The sequence below is a fragment of the Campylobacter rectus genome (assembly GCF_004803795.1).
GTDB classification, from domain to species: Bacteria; Campylobacterota; Campylobacteria; order Campylobacterales; family Campylobacteraceae; genus Campylobacter_A; species Campylobacter_A rectus.
The window spans coordinates 2,554,479-2,571,679 of record NZ_CP012543.1 but is presented as its reverse complement, the minus strand read 5'-3'; the positions used below and the strand labels follow the sequence as shown (position 1 = coordinate 2,571,679).

Genomic DNA, 17,201 nt, shown 5'->3' with positions numbered 1-17,201 from the left:
ATTTTTGCCTTTAAGATTAATTCACTGGATTTTATCTTAAATTTAATAAATTATTCGTTAAACTTCGTTTTTGTAACCCATTTTTCACGGTGTGAAAAAAGCGTGAAAAAATGTTGAAAAGGACGAGATGAAAATTTTAGGAATCGACCCGGGATCGCGAAACTGCGGCTATGCGATCGTTGAAAAGACGCCCGTGAAAACCGCTCTCATCGAAGCGGGACTTATCAAAATCAAGCCAAATTCTTTGCAGTATCAAATAACCGAACTTTGCGAGGGGCTTGACCTTATTTTTAAAAATCACAAATTCGACGAAGTGGCGATCGAGGACATATTTTTCGCTTATAATCCAAAAACCGTTCTAAAGCTCGCGCAGTTTCGAGGCGCACTGAGTCTTAAAATTTTGCAGCTTCACGGCGATTTTGTCGAATACACGCCGCTTCAGGTCAAAAAAACCGTCACCGGCAAAGCTAAGGCCGACAAAGAACAGGTGGCGTTTATGGTTAAGAAAATTCTCGGTATCACAAAAGAAATCAAGCCGCTTGATGTCACCGATGCCATCGCTATCGCGCTAACGCACGCGAATAATTTAAGAGTAAAATAAGCTTAAATTTTTACTTAATTTTTGAGTAAATTTGAATTAAATTTTGCAGCTATTTAGCTTTAAATTTCATTGTTTGGTGGTGCAAAATTTGATGGCTTAAATTTTTATTTTCGCTTTCAATCAACTACCGTAATCCCCGCATCCTCGCATGCTTTTCGCGCCTTTTTAGATATGCCGATGCCACTCGTTTCGATTTTTTTAAGATTAACGAAGGGCGCAAGCTCGGCGGCGTCAATGTTTTTAATGTCAAAAAGCTCGTCCTCGCCGTCCCAATCAGGCGCGATTTGCAGGTAAATTTCGTTTCCGCCGTCAAGATATAGCTCGCTCACCTGCTCCGCCAAATTTGCGGGGACCGGATAGTCCTTGAACCACTTTTTGGCTTGCGGCAGCGCGCCGAAGTCCGCGTATGGATCGATGCCGCGCTCCTCGCAATACTCAAACACGTCAAATTTAGGCTGTAGCAGGGCTTTTTCATACATCAGCTCGTTCATCACGGCGATTTTGAAATTGAAATTTTTAAACAGGAGCGTCTCGCCGGCCGCGCACGGAAGCTTAAATTTATCGCTCGGCTTGCACTTTACCTTTTTTGCCTTCTGGTTGATACAGACGCGCCCTATCGGCATTTTTGCAGCTCGCACGATGTCTGCGATCTCGTCGGTGTCACGCTTAGCGAAGCGCTCGGCAAAATCCATCGCGTCTATACGCTCCTGCACGGCCTGCGCGAGAGCTAGCGAGACTTCGAATTTGCCTAGGCTAAGCTCCAAAAATATATATGCGCTGCGCAGCTCCTGCTCGGATACGGCCTCAAGCGGCGGCCTGCCCTCAAGCGTGAACGCGCCGCCGTATAGCTCGCGCGGAACCTCGTGCTGCACGCCCTTTGCGACCTCAAGCATCAAAATCATCTCGGTAAGCTTCGGTTCTGCGAGCTCGTCTGCGCGTACGAAGGCGAAAATCCCCGCCTCATCCCAAAAATAGCGGCTTTTGCCCTCCACGTCATCGATCACGCGCGGCTGTCCCAAGGCTTCGTTAAACTTAGCTAGATCAAATTCGCAGTTTACGCCGCCGATGAAAATGCCGTCCGAGCGCACGTCGACGTCAAATTTTTGCTTTTTAAAAATATCAAACAGTCCCATTTTATCGCTCCTGATTTTGCTTTAAATTTCGTTTTAAAATTTTTCCAAAAACCCATAAAAATCATCCGCAAAGAACCTATCCTCGCCCTCTGCATAGTCGCGCACGAAGACTTTGTATTCGCACGGCGCGTCGCCTGCTCGCTCGCTATCTTTTTCGTCGCTCCGCTTGCCGCCTCGTCTGCCGCTTCGCTTGTTGTTGCGCTCGCCGTTTTACACGTCGTTTCGGCATTCATATCGTGCGCCGCATCCGGCGATCTCTCCGCGCGCGCTTCGTCGCCAGATGCCCTATTTTCCGCACTATCGGCTACCGTCGCGACGACCGTATCGCGTGCTGCCATGCCCACAGCTTCGCCGCTCGTGCTCTCAGCCGTCTTGCCGCGCGCCGTGTTTGGCGAGCCGTCCGCTATGTCGCTTGCGTGCGAAATTTTAAAATAATACTCCTCGTCCTCGAGCTGCAAAAACACGAGCTCATCCGCGGTGAATAGCCCGTTTTTGAGATTTACCTCATACGTGTAGCAGATGCCCTCATCGGCGCTACCCGCGAACTCGGGCGGTGCGATCGTTTTTAGCTCCGTCCCCGCCGCGCTGACGCTAGCGTATCTTAGCAGCATCCGTTTGTAGCTCGCAGGCAGCGCAAAGCCTAGCCGCTGCTGCGCCTGTGCGATCCATGTGGGCTTTATGTCGCTGCGCCCCGCGACTTGTTTTATATGAGCCGCTCTATTATTTCGGCTCGAGTTCCTGATTTACGTGATCTTCAAAGATAAATTTATGCTCCTGCGGCAGCGACTCGTAAAGCTTTAGCGAGAGATTTCTGATCTCCCAAAGCGCCGATTTTGAGCTGCGTAGCGAGAGGAAATTTTGCAAACTGCGCGCGTTTATACTCCACGTGAGCTCGGTTTTGTAGCACTCGGGTAGGCAGTATTTGACGATGTCGAGGCTTTTTGTGGTGTTTGCGAGGATCTCGCGCAGGTTTTCCAATGCTTTGATACTTGCGTTATCGACCGTTTCGTCGCCGGTTAATACTATAAATTTTGCCGCTCGCTCAAAATCGCCAAGTTCAAATTTGAGCTCTTTTTTTAGCTCTTTTAGCGTATAGCGCGTTGATTTGACGCTTAGGCTCGCCACACGGTGACGAGCTAGCTCTTGCAGCAGGGCGCGCGAGATGCCTTGGATGTAGAAGTTGTAGTAGAGGTGCTCAAGCGTGCTGGCGTGTTTAAATTTATTACCGACACGCTCGATGAGCTCGACGTCTTTTTCGCCGCCGTTGTCGCCTTTTTCGAAGCTTTGCCAGCACGTGCGGATCGCGTGCGAGCAGATGTTTAGCGGAGTATAATTTAGAAGTGTTACTTGCATTTTTGACTCTTTTAGTTAAATTTAGCGGTAAATTTAGCTAAAAATCGATAAAAATTTGATTTTAATAACGGCGTTTTTAGTATAATATAAAAACAGGTTAAAGGAGAAAAGATGCGTTCGGTAACTACGTTTTACTTTGAAATTCCAAATAAAAATGTAAATTTGATCAACAAATTTGAGACGATGTTGAAAGAACTAAAAATAAAAAATTTAGCATCACAAATAAAATCCGAAAAGGACGATTTTTTTAATAACTATACCGGCCTCATTAAAGGCGGTGCAGATCTGGACGACGAAAAAGTTAGTCAAATTTTAAGCCGAAAAGACTAATTATGAGGCTATATTTAGACACGAACATTTTGCTTGATTTATTATTTAAGCAAAGGCCTTTTAGCACCAAAACGCAAGAGTTTTTACGAAATATTGATGGTTGTGTTTTTATAGTTGATAGCAATTCTTTAAAAGACGTGTATTATGTTTCAAAAAAATATGGCGACGACGGCGAAGCGAAAGCTTTGATTTTTATTCAAAAAATAGACAACCCAAATAGTAAAATTTTTAAAGTCGTAGATAATAAATATAAAGTTAGAAAAATGGCTTATAAATATTGTAATGAACATAAAAGCACGGATTTGGAGGATGTATTGCAATATTTCAGTGCGCTTGATAATGAGTGTGACGCTGTAGTAACAAACGATAAAAATTTCCCAAATATAAATTTAAGATTAATTAGAACGAATGATTAGCTTGTAAAGTTAAAAATAAGACGCTAAATTTGGCGTCTTATTTATTTAGATTAGGTTATTTTAATTGAAGCAGCGTGTTTAGCATCTCGTCGCTGGTCGTGATAGTTTTTGAGTTGGCTTGAAAGCCGCGTTGCACGACGATGAGCTGAGTTAGCGAGCGAGATAGATCGACGTTACTCATCTCTAGACTTGAAGAAGAGATTTTACCGCGTCCGGCCGTTTGAGCCGCGCCTATGACGGGATCTCCTGAGTTTGCCGTGCGAGAAAATAAATTTCCTCCTTCGCTGGATAAACCTTCGTTATTGGCGAATTTAGCCCTGCACGACGGCGATATCGAGCTTTTTATTCATGCAATCGGTTAGAAAAATATTAATGAGAGTCTGATATGGCACCCCTTTTTTATTTGCCATATTTTTAAAATACTCTATCGTATCGGCATTTATATTCATCGAAATTTGCTTTTTTAGCTGCTTGTCTATATACGGATTTTTTATCGCTTTTGAGAAGTCGTATTCTTTTTTCATTTTCGCTCCTTATATTGTTTTGTTTCGTTTTTCGTAGCTTTTCTCGAGGAGATTATCCTGATCGTATCATTTTCGCGGTAGCAATGCACGACGAGTAAAATTCTCTCCTTTTGGCTCATACCTAAATCAAAAATCTCTCTTCATCGTTTGAATGATCTTCGTCAAAAAGCACTAACGCAAATTCGTCGGCAAATACGCTTTTAGCTTCTTCAAAATCAACTCCATGCTTTGCAATATTTAACCGTTCTTTGACCAAATTCCATTCGTAATTCATAATGTAATTATAATGATAATATAATTATAAAAAGATAAATTCGGCTCTCAAAAAAGAGAGCCGATGAGGTAAAATTATTTTAGTTGAAGCAGCGTGTTTAGCATCTCGTCGCTGGTCGTGATAGTTTTTGAGTTGGCTTGAAAGCCGCGCTGCACGACGATGAGCTGAGTTAGCGAGCGAGATAGATCGACGTTACTCATCTCTAGACTTGAGGAAGAGATTTTACCGCGTCCGGCCGTTTGAGCCGCGCCTATGACGGGATCTCCCGAGTTTGCCGTGCGAGAAAATAAATTTCCTCCTTCGCTGGACAAACCTTCGTTGTTGGAGAATTTAGCCACGCCGACTTGCGCCAGTCCTAGACTTCGGCCGTTCGTAAAGGAACCCACTAGAGTTCCGCTTTGATCTATCCTGATACCGTTTAGTTCGCCGCTGGCGTAGCCGTCCTGGCTGATATCGGCGGTGCTGGAGTCATTATCAGTGCTGGCTAGACCGTCCATCTGAGCCGTAGTTCCTAGCTTTAGCTCGATGTGTTGGCCGCCCGCCGAGCCGTTTTGCGCGCCGAAAGTGATGCTAGCCGGGCTATAGGTCGCTAGAGAGCCGTCCGGGTTAAATCTCACGTAGCCCGTTATCACGTTTGCAGGCTCTCCGTCCGGGTTTATGCGGTTTGGTTCGGCTACCTGGATGACCATCGTCCACTCCGTTCCGCCGTTTGGCGTGTATCCGCGCTTTACGAAGTCTATTTTGATATTGTGCTTCGTGCCCAAGCTATCGAAAAGATCGGTGCTGGAGCTGTGGGCGGCCATATTTAGGCTATCGGTTACTCTAGTGGCGTTTCCGGAGCTTAACGAGCCTGAGAGCGGCGCCATAGACGCGGTAAATTTGACGTTTTCGGTTACGTTGTTTGCCGCGTTGCTAAGACCTGTGACGGTCAAATTCATATTATGGTCGTTGGCATCGGCATTTGTATTGGCTGTGCCCGGAGGGATATTGCCTGTTGTATCGTCGGTGTCGTCGCCGTCATCGGAGTTAAAGGCGTCGCCGGAAGGGTTTTTCACCTGAAACTGACCGTGTTCGTTTACCGTTACTTCTACGCCGTCGTTTTTGTTATTGGCTAGGGCCGCTGCAAAAGCTGCAGGATCGGGAGTTGTGTTTGGCCCAGGGGTATTTCCTACGACCGTTCCGGTATAGTTCGTCCAGAGCCTCGCGTCTCTTTGCATAGCTTCGCGTAGATCTTCCGTCGTCGTTACCTCTCTGGCTACGGCATCGTTGTAGGTATGGGTTGCATTGACTTGAGTTTTGTTATAGATATATTGATATGCCGTAATGATATTAGTCGTTTTGAAGTCGTTTCCTATGTTGTTTCCAGGATTTACGGTCATTTTTATATTTCTTGTAGCAGCGGTTGTGCCCAAATTATTTCTATTGGTTAAAACCAGCTGATTGCCGTTGATGACGCTTGCTTCTACGCCAGTTTTAGTATATCTTTCGTTTATAGCCGAGGCCAGTTCGCTGACGCTAGCTACGCTTGCGACTATCTTTTCACCGTTTAGCGTGATATTGAGTTGTTTGGCCGGGACAAATTTGCCGTCCGGCGTCGCACCGACGTTTAGAGCCTTGGTTTTCGCGTCCGCATAGCTAGCCCAGATGCCTTGGCCCGTTCGCAAGTTATACGCGTCGCCGTTTTTGTTAAACAGCACTCCAAGATCGGCGCCGCGCTCGGTCATCTTTTGCTCGCCGTTTTTATTGACGTAAAATCTATTTTCGCCGACATTGTTTTCCTCGTGCTTTTCGGCGTCTACTTTTATGCCGTCTTTATTCGTATCGGTCCAGTTGTGGTGTTGATCGAGCTGGTAGATAGGGATTTTTTTATTGCCTACGTCGTTACCGCTGTCTAAATTTCCCTTTAGCGCGATATTTGTCGTGGCACGCGCAGGTACGGTTAGGCCTGAAGGGATCTTTATATCTCCGATAGGTCTGGTCGGGTCTATCTCGCCCGTTACCTCGTCTCTCATCCAGCCTTGCACGATATTTCCGCCGTTATCGACGAAATTTCCTACGCTATCTCTTGAAAAGTCGCCGTTTCTGGTGTAGTAGGTGGTCTTGCCGCCGTCCGGACTAACCATAAAAAATCCGTCGCCTTGAAGCGCGATATCGGTTTGTTTATCGGTAGTTTGCAATGAGCCTTGTTTAAAAATTCTAGTCGTAGAATTTGTCTGCACGCCAAGGCCTACTTGCATACTATTTACGCCGCCGTGGCGATTTTGCGGGCCGGTGGCTATACGCGAGGTTTGGTAAATAAGGTCGTCGAAATTCGCGCGGCTGTATTTAAATCCGACGGTGTTGACGTTGGCGATGTTGTTGCCCTCGACGTCCATAGCGATCTGGTGGGCTTGTAATCCCGTAACGCCCGCCCAAAGTGATCTCATCATAGCTTTATCCTTTTTGAAAAGTGAATTTTAAGATTATTAAAGCAAAATATGTTCCAAATTTTAGATTTTTGTTTTGCGAGTGCGTATTTGCTATCTATTGGATTATAACGATACAGGGCTTATAAATTTAACTGAGGTAAATTTGTCTAAATTTTAAAATTTAGCTCACCGAGACCTGCACCTTGATGGCACTAAATTTGGGTTTAGCCAAATTTGACCTAAAAGTCCAGCGACACTGTTTTGCTCGTAGAGCAAAACAGTGTCGCCACCTCTAACGTGCAGTAGGGTTGGAGAGGGTCTGCTTTGCAGTTGCGAGGCAAAGCCGAAGCAAAGGAAGGCGACGCCCTACTTCGCTTCGCTCGTAGCTGCAAGCAGACCGTAAGCAGAACCCCTTCCTCTCCCGAAAAAAAGAAAAGCAAAATTTTAGAGTGTTTAAATTTGGCAGGCGCTCCTCGTGGTTTAAATTTTAAAAAATTTCGGCAAACTTAGCTTCAAATTTTGACTTTCTTGTTAAGGGGGAAGGGGGCTTGAATTACGAGGTCGCTCCCTTCCCCCTTAACAATCCCCTATCCCCTACGACGTTAGAAGTTGCTGCACTGTGTGCAGTTTTATTCGGCGCTACCGCGCCACAAATTTAAATTTGCATTTTTAAGGTTTGGGTCTCGGCAACTCAAATTTATAAATTTGACTTCCAAATTTGAACGTAAAAAGCTAAGGCGCCGTATTTCTCCTTTAGACGAGGCGGAAATGAGCCGAGCGAGGGCGCATACAAGTAGTATGTAACCGAGCCTCGGCGAAATTTCTAACGAAGTATAAAGGAGAAAGACAAGCCGTAAAATTTACAAAATCATCGCGCCAATAACGCCGCCGATCATCAGCGGTATATTAAAGAATATAAACGTCGGCACGCACGTATCGTAAATATGATTGTGCTGGCCGTCGGCGTTTAGACCGCTCGTAGGTCCTAGTGTGCTGTCGCTAGCGGGACTGCCCGCATCTCCTAGGGCCGCCGCCACGCCCACCAGCAAGATGATCGCCGCCGGAGAAAAACCGAGCGAGAGCGAAAACGGCACGTAGATCGCCGCGATGATCGGTATCGTGCCAAAGCTCGTGCCGATGCCCATCGTAACGAGCAGGCCGATAGCTAGCATCAGTATCGCGCCGCCTATTTTACCGCCGGCGACCGCGCTGGCAAAGCTCACTAGCTGTTCGATACCGCCGCTCTCGCGCAAAACCGAGCCAAAGCCCGCGGCGACGAGCATGATAAATGCGATAAAGCCCATCATCGCTAGGCCGCTGTCCATGATTTTGTCGATTTTACGGTACTCAATACCGCCAAAAACCACCATAACTAGCAGTCCTAAAAGCGCTCCAAGCGGCATACTCTGGGTGTAAATTTGTACTCCAAACGCCGCGACCGCGCCGCCTAGCACGGCCCACTCTTTTTTCGTCATTTTTAGACTCGCGGCCATTTGCGCCTCTTGCTCCTCGATCGTTTCAAATTTGGTGTGCGCGTAGTCGCGTTTTTTGCGGTAAAAGACGAAAACCGCTAAAAGCAAGCCTACTAACATCGAGAAGCCGCCTATCCACATCACGCTTGAAATCTCGCTCATCTGCACTTCTACGCCGTTGTTTGCGAGCTCTTTTTTGATGATGCCATGAAAGATAAGGCCAAAGCCCACGCTAAGGCTCACGTAGGGCGCTTTTAGCCCGAACGTCAGCGCGCACGCGACGGCTCGGCGGTCGATGCCTAGGCGGTTCATCAGCGGTAAAAGCGGCGGGATGAGAATCGGGATGAAAGCGATATGAACTGGGATCAAATTTTGCGAGAAGCACGCGATTGCGGCGATTATCAGAGCGAAATAGGTGCTGGTTTTTGCTAGAGCCTTGCTAACGGCGTTTATGAGGATCGCAGTTAGATTCGTGTTGGCTATCGCGGCTGCGAGCGCGCCGAGCAGGATATAACTGAGCGAGGTTTCTAGGTTGCCTTTCATACCCGTTATCAGCGTAGAGGTGGTAGCCGTTAGCGCGTCGAAAAAGGCCCCTACGCCGGCAAATCCGCCGTGATAGATGAGTCCCGCGACTAGAGCGGAGACGAGGATGGAAAGCAGGATGTTAAATCGCAGCAAACAAAGCGCGGTCATCACGAGGATGCTGATCACGACGGGGTTGGTTAGCATTATTTTCCTTTTTGTAAATTAAATTCGTAAATCAAATTTCGCCGCCGGCCAAATTTGACGACTAGCGGCGAACGGGCGTCAAATTTATCTAACGCGGATGCCTATTTGCGGGCGAGGCGAATAGTAATAATCATAGTGTCTGTCGCGGTATCCGTCATCGTATCCGTCGTCATAGCCTCTCTCGTAGCTTCGGTCGCCCGACTTGCTTGAGCCGCCTTTTTTTATGTTATTGTTTTTGATGTATTGATCGATTAGCTTGTCGCGATAGTCCCTGCCTCGGTCGCTTTGTTTGTAGCGGCCGTACGGAGGGTCCATATAGATCACTACGTCGTCGTATCTATCGCGGTGGCGGCGTTTTTTGTATTTATGGTGGCCATCCGGGATCACTATTAAAGATTCGTTTGAATAACTGTCGTAAGCGTTTGAAAAACTTAAACAAAGTGCCGCAAAAAGAGCGATTAAAACAAGTTTTTTCATATCAAATCCTTTCTGGTTATTTCTAAACCATTTTATAATATCAAATTTAAAATAAAGTAAATTTTTAGCGCAAATATATTACAATTTTGTAAATTTCTCCAAGGAGTTATAAATGAAAAAATCGTTTTTTAACGCATCGAAGATCGCGGCTTTGGCTTTGCCTTTTCTTTTGACGGGCTGTATGTCGTCGATGAGTATGGGCTCGCCCGGTGCTAAAACGACCGCTACGGGCGCGGCTGCGGGCTCAAACGCGCAAAACACCAACCCCGGACTAACCAGATGCACCGAAACTATGGGGACGGTTACGATTTACGAGGATAGAAATAGCAACTGGTACTCGGTCGCAACCAGGCAGTACAAACTAACCTCCACGATACCGGTTCTTAGGCTCCTAGCTCAGCAGTCAAACTGCTTCGTCGTCGTCGAGCGTAGCAAGGCATTTAACCAAATGCTGGAAGAGCGCGCGTTGATGGAATCGGGCGAGCTTAGAGAGAACTCGAATTTCAAAAAAGGTCAGATGGTCGCCGCGGACTACACCTTAACTCCTACTATAACCTTTAGCGAGAGCAACACCAGCGGTCTAAGCGGCGTCGTCGGCGCGCTGTTTGGCTCGGTAGCGGGCTCTGTGGCGGGCGGATTTAGCACGAGCGACGTGAGCACGGTGCTAACTCTCATCGAAAACCGCTCGGGCGTACAGCTAGCCGCAGCCGAGGGAAGCGCTAGAAACACGGACTTTGCAGGTCTTGGAAGCCTGTTTGGCGGCAAAGCCGGCGGATCGCTAAGGGCCTATGCCAACACGCCTGAGGGCAAGATCATCATCGCAGCCTTTACCGACTCGATGAATAACCTAATAGAGGCCGTCAGAAACTATAAGATGCAAACCGTAAAAGGCGGTCTGGGCGCGGGCGGCGCGATGAAAGTGGCTGAGTAAATTTGACTCCGCCGAGGCTAGATGCGGCCAAAACGCGCTCTAGCCTTTTATAAGCGCGAGGCAAGCTCTGCTTTGCGCTTAAATTTGGGCTTTCGGGCTCAAATTTTCGTCGCTTAAAAACAAAATTTACTGTTTCAAAATTTCTCACTATAAAACATAAAATTTAACTCAAGAATTACATTTTTTATATAAGCATATTTTAATAATACTTTTATCGAGCTCATTGTAGAATTTATTAGAATTTTTACCGAAAGGATAGCCATGAGAAAGCTTATTTTACTACTTTTAGTTTTCGTTGCTTCGCTTATCGCAAAGCCAAACGTCGTCATACTGGCAACCGGCGGCACGATCGCGGGAAGTGCGGCAGGCTCTACGAACGCCCAATACGACGCCGGGCAGCTCGGGGTCGATATCCTCATAAAAGCCGTCCCTGAGATACAAGATATCGCTAACATCAAAGGCGAGCAGGTCGCTAACATCAGCTCAAATAACATGACTAACGAAATTTGGCTAAAACTGGCCAAAAGAGTAAACGAGCTACTCAAAAACGGCGACGTGGACGGTATCGTGATCACTCACGGCACGGATACGCTTGAAGAGACGGCTTATTTTTTAAATTTAGTCGTAAAATCGGATAAGCCCGTAGTCCTCGTAGGAGCGATGAGAAGCGCCACGTCGATGAGCGCGGACGGGCCGCTAAATTTATATAACGCCGTGAGCGTGGCCGCCGATAAAAGTAGCGCGGGCAACGGCGTTTTGGTTGTGCTAAACGACGAGATTCACGCCGCTAGAGAGGTTACTAAGACCAACACCTCCTCCGTCGATACGTTTAAATCGAGAAACACGGGCCAAATCGGCAGGGTGTATTACGGCAAAGTCGTCTATACGGCAAAAAATCTCAAAAAGCACACCAAAAACAGCGTTTTTGACGTTAGTAAGCTAGATACATTGCCGAGGGTCGATATCGTCTATTCTCATGCAAACGACTACGGCGACATCGTAGAGCATCTCGTCAAAGCGGGCTCCAAAGGCACGTTCATGCCGGCACGGGAAACGGCAGCATACATAATGACGTGATGGTTACGCTAAAAGCCGCGCAAGATAGCGGCGTACGCGTGGTAAGAAGCTCCATCGTGGGCGGCGGTTTCATCGATCCGAGCAAGAAAATGGACTACGACGGCAAATTTATCCTAGGCGGCGACCTAAACCCGCAAAAAGCTAGGATTTTATTGATGCTGGGACTAACCAAAACAGACGATGTAAAAGAGCTTCAAAAGTACTTCAGAGAATACTAAAATTTAGCTTGGTTGCTCAAGCGGTAGCCAAGCTAAGCGCGCCCTTTCAAATTTTTATACTTATGTAATTAAATAATTGATAAAATCGCCTAAAATCCACTAAAAGGATCAAATTTGAGAAGCGACATCATCAAAAAAGGCTATACGCGCGCGCCGCACAGAAGCTTGCTAAGAGCGACCGGGCTAAAGGACGAGGACTTTGAAAAGCCCTTCATCGGCGTAGCAAACAGCTTCATCGAGATCATTCCGGGGCATTTTTTTCTCAACAAATACTCCGAAATTTTAAAAGACGAGATTCGCAAAAACGGCTGCGTGCCGTTTGAGTTTAACTGTATCGGCGTGGACGACGGCATCGCGATGGGACACGCTGGGATGCTATATAGCCTGCCTAGCCGCGAGCTGATCGCAAACTCGGTCGAAACGGTGATGAACGCGCACGCTCTAGACGCTCTCGTCTGCATGCCAAACTGCGATAAAATCGTGCCCGGCATGGTGATGGGCGCGCTTCGCGTGAACGTGCCGACGGTTTTTGTTAGCGGCGGCCCGATGAAAAAGGGCTACACAAAAAAAGGCGAGCCTATCGACCTTGCGACTGCGTTTGAGGCGGTGGGTAAATTTGAAACCAAAGAGATCAGCGCCGAGAAGCTAAAAGAGATCGAGTGTGCCGCCTGTCCGAGCGGGGGTAGCTGCTCGGGGATGTTTACGGCAAACTCGATGAATACGCTGTGCGAAGCGATGGGTATCGCGCTAAAAGGCAACGGCACCGTGCCTGCGCTTACGCCTGAGCGCGAGGAGCTTATCCGCGAGGCGGGGCGACGAATTTGCCAAATCGCGCTGGATGAAAAATACAAAATCCGAAATATCGTGAATGAAAAATCGATCCAAAACGCCCTAGTCGTCGATATGGCGATGGGCGGCAGCAGCAATACCGTGCTGCATATCCTAGCTATCGCACGCGAAGCGGGGGTAAATTTACAGATCGCGGGGCTCAACGAAATCAGCCGCAAGATCGCGCACATCGCCAAAATCAGCCCGAGCCTGCCAAACGTGCATATGGAGGACATCGACCGCGCGGGCGGCCTAAGCGCCGTGATAAACGAAATTTCGCGCCGCGACAACGGCCTGCTAGGCCTAGACGCGCTAACGGTCACGGGCGAGAGCCTAGGCGAGCGCGTCGGAGCTAGCGCCATAAAAGACGAATCGGTCATCCGTAAGGTCGAAAACGCCTACTCGCAGGTCGGCGGGCTGGCGGTTTTGTTTGGAAATTTAGCCGAGCAGGGCTGCGTCATCAAGACCGCGGGCATCATCGGCGAGCGCAAATTTAGCGGCAAGGCGGTCTGCTTTAACAGCCAAGACGAGGCGATAGAGGGGATCTCAAGCGGCAAGGTAAACAAAGGCGACGTGGTCGTCATCCGCTACGAAGGGCCGCGCGGAGGCCCTGGCATGCAGGAGATGCTAAGCCCAACGAGCCTCATCATGGGGCGAGGTCTCGGCGCAGACGTGGCTCTCATCACGGACGGCAGGTTTAGCGGCGCGACGAGGGGACTAAGCGTCGGACACGTGAGCCCTGAAGCTGCCGAGGGCGGTATGATCGGACTGCTACGAGACGGCGATATGATCGACATCGACGTGGATACATACGCGATCAACGTGCGTCTAAGCGAAGCCGAGATTACTGAGCGCAAGGCTAAATTTAAGCCGCTTGAAAAACCGCTGCCGTATCGCTGGCTGCGAATGTATCGCAAGCTGGTCACGAACGCTAGCAACGGAGCGATTTTGGAGGTGTAAATGAAATTAATTGCTATATTATTAGATGAAGACTATAAAAATATACCACGAGGTATTTATAAATTTGATGATGAATTTAAGATAATTGAATTTAATTCAAGAAATAAAGTTATTGAACTTAGAAGAAATCAAAACTACTATAAGCAATTTGAAAGCCCAATAGGAAACATTAGTTGTATAGTCGGTAAAAATGGAATGGGTAAAACCACATTGTTTGAAATTTTGATATCACTTAAGTTATGGAGACTAGATAATGAATTAAAAGAAGGTACAATTCATGCTTTATTTTATGATTTAAGTAAAAATATATTTTTTATTCAGTCATATATAGACAATGCTAGCGATTGGAGCATGAAGGATTTTGAACTTAAAAAATTTGACATAACTAATAAAATTAGCCCTGTTAATATAAAAAGAAACATAAGATGCGATGATAAATTTAGTATTATACCTACTCCAATTTCAATTATATTCCATAGTTTGTCGCCATTTGATAGAGTCTATGAGCTTATAAAAAACATATATTTAAAAGATAGTACAAATAAGCATTATGAAAATTTTGGCTATATAGGCGCAAATAAAATCAAAGACAGCGAGCCTAGTCATAATGCATTAACACTAAAAAATCTTTTGTATTTTTCTAATACCTCTAGTCAATTTAGAAACATGCTAGAAAATATTGGGTATAAATATAAAAATGTAGAAATAAATGTTAACAAAAAATACTTTAATAATAGCATAGAAGTTATTGAGTTTGGCGACATAAACCTAAGTAAATTAGATGTAGAAAATTTTAATGAAGAAATTTACAATAATATAAAAAAATTATTTTTATCTCCAAATATTACATACTATGAAAAATATAATGATATGTCAGAAGAAGATTTTTATAAATATTTAATATTTTCCAGCTTAGATATTAGTAAATTTTCTAATTTTAAAAGATTTTTAAAATTAGCCATAACTAAATTTCCTGGCTTGGATATTAATAATGCTGTTGATGCATTATTAAAAAATATTTTAGATGATGATGTCTTGAGTGTAAAGCAAATCTTTAATTCAAATCGTTTTACCACTATAAAGTCGATTGTTACAAATAGAGAAAATAGCAAAAAATATTATGAATTTCTGATAGAAAAAATTGATAATTTTCAAGTTTCTGATATAGATTATTTTTACAAAACACTACAACATATAAGTTTTCTAGAAAGCCAGGGAATAATTGAATTCAAGATAAATCTAATAAAAAATGAAAAAATAATTAATTATTTAAGGCTTAGCTCTGGAGAAAAGACTATGCTTTCTTATTTATTCAACATATACGATAAGATATTAGCTCTCAAAGTAAGGACAGGCGATACCGAATACATTAAAACAGTGATAATTTTAATAGACGAAGTAGAGTTACATCTTCATCCGGAATGGCAACGCCAATTTATTGATAATATAAATAGATTTTTTGGTAAATTTGAAGATATAGAACTACAATTCATAGTGGCAACCCATTCGCCAATTATATTAAGTGATATTCTAAGTCAAAATACAGTATATCTTGGAATAAACAATATAGATGAAGACAATAATAGCTTTGGAGGAAATATACTTGATATTTATAAAGATAAGTTTTTTATAGAATATACTATGGGTGAATTTAGTAAAAAATTTATAGAAAATTTTTCAAATTCCATAAACTTGATATATGCATACGAAATGGCAAAAAGGAATGACAATCAACTACTTAATCTTATTATAGAAAAATATAGAAAGAAAAATTTAAAAATAAGCAATCTAGTAAAATATATTGATAGAATAGCTATAAATGAAAAATCTATTGATTTAAAATGTGTAGCAGAGTGGAAAAAAGATAATGAAGGCTTTTTGGAACAATCTAAGGCTATAATTAATAATATCGGTGAAGAAGCAATAAGAAATCATCTAAAATCATTAATAGATAGACTATCAATTTTAAAAAAGGAAAGCATTGAATAGAGCTGAAATTATTGACAATATCTACAAATGTGTTAAAAATGATACATATAGGCTTAAGAATATAAATATAGATGATAAAATTAAAATGTTTGGCTTTGATGATTATGGCTATATATCAAGAGATATAATTGATTTAAAGCATGATAAAATAGATATTAAGATTCAAACATTGAGAAACACAAAGCTAACTCAACAAGAAGAAAATGAGATAAAAATTGTTTATCATAAAGCTTACGAGAATATAATATCTAAAAAATTTGCAAAAGATATAATTTCATTGAAGGGTTATCAGCTTTGTCCATACTGTAGAGCAGGATATGTATCTTTAATTAAAATAAATGATAAGTATATAAGGCCCGATTTAGATCATTTTTATCCCAAAAGTAAACATTATTATCTAAGCATAACTATTGATAATTTAATCCCAGGTTGCCTTCTTTGCAATCAAAGACTTAAAAAAGATATAGATCCAAGCATAGACTTTAAAAATACTCAAGAGATTTTTAAAAAGATCAAATTTGAGGTAGATATCATAAATAAATATATCTACATAATTAACTTAGATGAGTTTAATAAAAATGAGTACGAATGGATAGAAAATATGTGTATTAGCAAAATTTATTCATATCATACTGAGATATTTGATAATATATACGAAAAGTATAAAAAATACAGAAAATCTAATATCAAAGATATGGCAAAGGCATTAAATCTAGATGAGGAATATATAAAAAATCTCATCTTTTGGGAATTTAAAATAATGAAAGAAAAAAATGAACCTCTTTATAAATTAAAACAAGACATATTCAACCAAATAATGCAAATATGTTTCATTTAGTTAAGATGCTTTACTTATAATTTAATATTACTTAATCATAATTGCCAAATAGTATCAAGTTTAACGATCACGTTTTTGGGATATTCAGATAACCTTATAAATGCAAAGTAAATCTCAAATTTTAGTCTCAAGGCTTGAGAAATTTCAATTTTATAAAAATATTTAAGAATTTAGAACGAAGTATCTAACCAATTTCTGGAATGTCGAGCAGGCGACGGTTTTTTGTCTATCATCGCGACTGCGTATTTCGAATTTTTGATAGCAGCTGAGTGGTTGAGGGCGAAACAATGCCCTGGAGCGGCAAGTTTTTCAGGGCTTTTTAGTACGAAAATCTACTCACTTGCCTTGAGAGACCAATACTGGTTGGTGGTTTGCGTGTGGGGCGCAATTGCGACTTTTGTGGTAAATAGGGTCAAAAAATCGCTTGCTGGTAAGTAAAATCCGCGTATCTCAAACGATCGCAGACGGTTTGCCCTTATGATTTGACACGCATTAGGTACTTGGCTGGAACGTGCTTGATTTTTCAGCAGACTTTGGTATTTCTCGTTTGACGCGTGACTTTTGCTGTGCTTATGGCACTTAACATCTATGTTGCCGTTAGGGTCGGCAAGTTGCCTATCCTTATGCCTAAAGTTGAGCTTAA

Annotated in this window: 16 protein-coding genes and 2 pseudogenes; 8 read left to right on the top strand and 10 right to left on the bottom strand. The window is 43.7% G+C overall.

All coding sequences use genetic code 11. The features are described 5' to 3' along the window. Nucleotides 1-127 precede the first annotated feature (127 nt). Nucleotides 128-601, top strand: a complete 474-nt coding sequence (gene ruvC / locus CRECT_RS12285) for a crossover junction endodeoxyribonuclease RuvC (RefSeq protein ID WP_002943251.1) — start codon at nt 128-130, stop codon at nt 599-601. 116 nt (nt 602-717) lie between these two features. Here the strand turns inward: ruvC and CRECT_RS12280 are convergent, their stop codons facing one another. From CRECT_RS12280 to thyX, 3 genes are all read right to left on the bottom strand, one after another. Next, the gene (locus CRECT_RS12280; protein WP_039887682.1) at nt 718-1,734 is read right to left on the bottom strand and encodes a DUF6892 domain-containing protein; all 1,017 of its coding nucleotides are present in this window, start codon (nt 1,732-1,734) and stop codon (nt 718-720) included. Continuing rightward, nucleotides 1,656-2,345, bottom strand: a complete 690-nt coding sequence (locus tag CRECT_RS12275; protein ID WP_002943468.1) for a hypothetical protein — start codon at nt 2,343-2,345, stop codon at nt 1,656-1,658. Before CRECT_RS12275 ends, CRECT_RS12280 begins: the two co-directional genes overlap by 79 nt. A 109-nt stretch (nt 2,346-2,454) precedes the next feature. Further along, entirely contained in the window at nt 2,455-3,087 is a 633-nt protein-coding gene (gene thyX, locus CRECT_RS12270) for an FAD-dependent thymidylate synthase (RefSeq protein WP_002943145.1), read from the bottom strand. Nucleotides 3,088-3,198: 111 nt separating this feature from the next. Here thyX and CRECT_RS12265 point away from each other — a divergent pair, with 111 nt between their 5' ends. Together CRECT_RS12265 and CRECT_RS12260 are read left to right on the top strand one after the other, a co-directional pair. Further along, nucleotides 3,199-3,417 carry a hypothetical protein gene (locus CRECT_RS12265; protein WP_039887684.1) on the top strand — a complete coding sequence of 73 codons (219 nt, stop codon included), beginning with the start codon at nt 3,199-3,201 and terminating at the stop codon, nt 3,415-3,417. 2 nt (nt 3,418-3,419) lie between these two features. Then, entirely contained in the window at nt 3,420-3,833 is a 414-nt protein-coding gene (locus CRECT_RS12260) for a type II toxin-antitoxin system VapC family toxin (RefSeq protein ID WP_002943435.1), read from the top strand. 55 nt (nt 3,834-3,888) lie between these two features. On the opposite strand, the pseudogene CRECT_RS12255 reads toward CRECT_RS12260, so the two are convergent. From CRECT_RS12255 to CRECT_RS12230, 7 genes and pseudogenes are all read right to left on the bottom strand, one after another. Then, nucleotides 3,889-4,149 (bottom strand): annotated as a pseudogene (locus CRECT_RS12255) (flagellar hook-basal body complex protein); the annotation flags it as partial. Next, nucleotides 4,145-4,357, bottom strand: a complete 213-nt coding sequence (locus tag CRECT_RS12250) for a CopG family antitoxin (protein WP_002943187.1) — start codon at nt 4,355-4,357, stop codon at nt 4,145-4,147. The pseudogene CRECT_RS12255 and the gene CRECT_RS12250, both read right to left, overlap by 5 nt. Further along, on the bottom strand, nt 4,354-4,476 hold the full coding sequence (locus tag CRECT_RS12890; protein WP_250645225.1) for a BrnT family toxin: 123 nt from the start codon (nt 4,474-4,476) through the stop codon (nt 4,354-4,356). Before CRECT_RS12890 ends, CRECT_RS12250 begins: the two co-directional genes overlap by 4 nt. A 2-nt stretch (nt 4,477-4,478) precedes the next feature. Then, a complete protein-coding gene (locus CRECT_RS12885) occupies nt 4,479-4,631 on the bottom strand; it encodes a BrnT family toxin (RefSeq protein WP_250645224.1) in 153 nt (50 codons plus the stop codon). 74 nt (nt 4,632-4,705) lie between these two features. Beyond that, entirely contained in the window at nt 4,706-7,060 is a 2,355-nt protein-coding gene (gene flgE, locus CRECT_RS12240; RefSeq protein ID WP_002943081.1) for a flagellar hook protein FlgE, read from the bottom strand. A gap of 839 nt (nt 7,061-7,899) precedes the next feature. Further along, the gene (locus CRECT_RS12235; protein ID WP_002943189.1) at nt 7,900-9,240 is read right to left on the bottom strand and encodes a Na+/H+ antiporter family protein; all 1,341 of its coding nucleotides are present in this window, start codon (nt 9,238-9,240) and stop codon (nt 7,900-7,902) included. Nucleotides 9,241-9,324: 84 nt separating this feature from the next. After that, nucleotides 9,325-9,717, bottom strand: a complete 393-nt coding sequence (locus CRECT_RS12230) for a hypothetical protein (protein ID WP_002943172.1) — start codon at nt 9,715-9,717, stop codon at nt 9,325-9,327. A 112-nt stretch (nt 9,718-9,829) separates the two neighbouring features. On the opposite strand from CRECT_RS12230, the gene CRECT_RS12225 reads away from it, so the two are divergent. The 5 genes and pseudogenes from CRECT_RS12225 to CRECT_RS12205 all read left to right on the top strand — a co-directional run bounded on the left by CRECT_RS12225 (nt 9,830) and on the right by CRECT_RS12205 (nt 16,558). Next, on the top strand, nt 9,830-10,648 hold the full coding sequence (locus CRECT_RS12225) for a CsgG/HfaB family protein (RefSeq protein WP_002943176.1): 819 nt from the start codon (nt 9,830-9,832) through the stop codon (nt 10,646-10,648). 261 nt (nt 10,649-10,909) lie between these two features. Continuing rightward, nucleotides 10,910-11,943: pseudogene (locus CRECT_RS12220) on the top strand (type II asparaginase). 114 nt (nt 11,944-12,057) lie between these two features. Continuing rightward, the gene (ilvD, locus tag CRECT_RS12215) at nt 12,058-13,731 is read left to right on the top strand and encodes a dihydroxy-acid dehydratase (protein WP_002943335.1); all 1,674 of its coding nucleotides are present in this window, start codon (nt 12,058-12,060) and stop codon (nt 13,729-13,731) included. Continuing rightward, nucleotides 13,732-15,720: an AAA family ATPase gene (locus CRECT_RS12210; RefSeq protein WP_002943469.1), complete on the top strand. Its 1,989-nt coding sequence runs from the start codon at nt 13,732-13,734 to the stop codon at nt 15,718-15,720. It begins immediately after the preceding gene. Beyond that, nucleotides 15,713-16,558, top strand: coding sequence for a hypothetical protein (locus CRECT_RS12205; protein WP_002943128.1), 846 nt, complete (start codon nt 15,713-15,715; stop codon nt 16,556-16,558). Before CRECT_RS12210 ends, CRECT_RS12205 begins: the two co-directional genes overlap by 8 nt. The last annotated feature ends 643 nt before the right edge of the window (nt 16,559-17,201 follow it).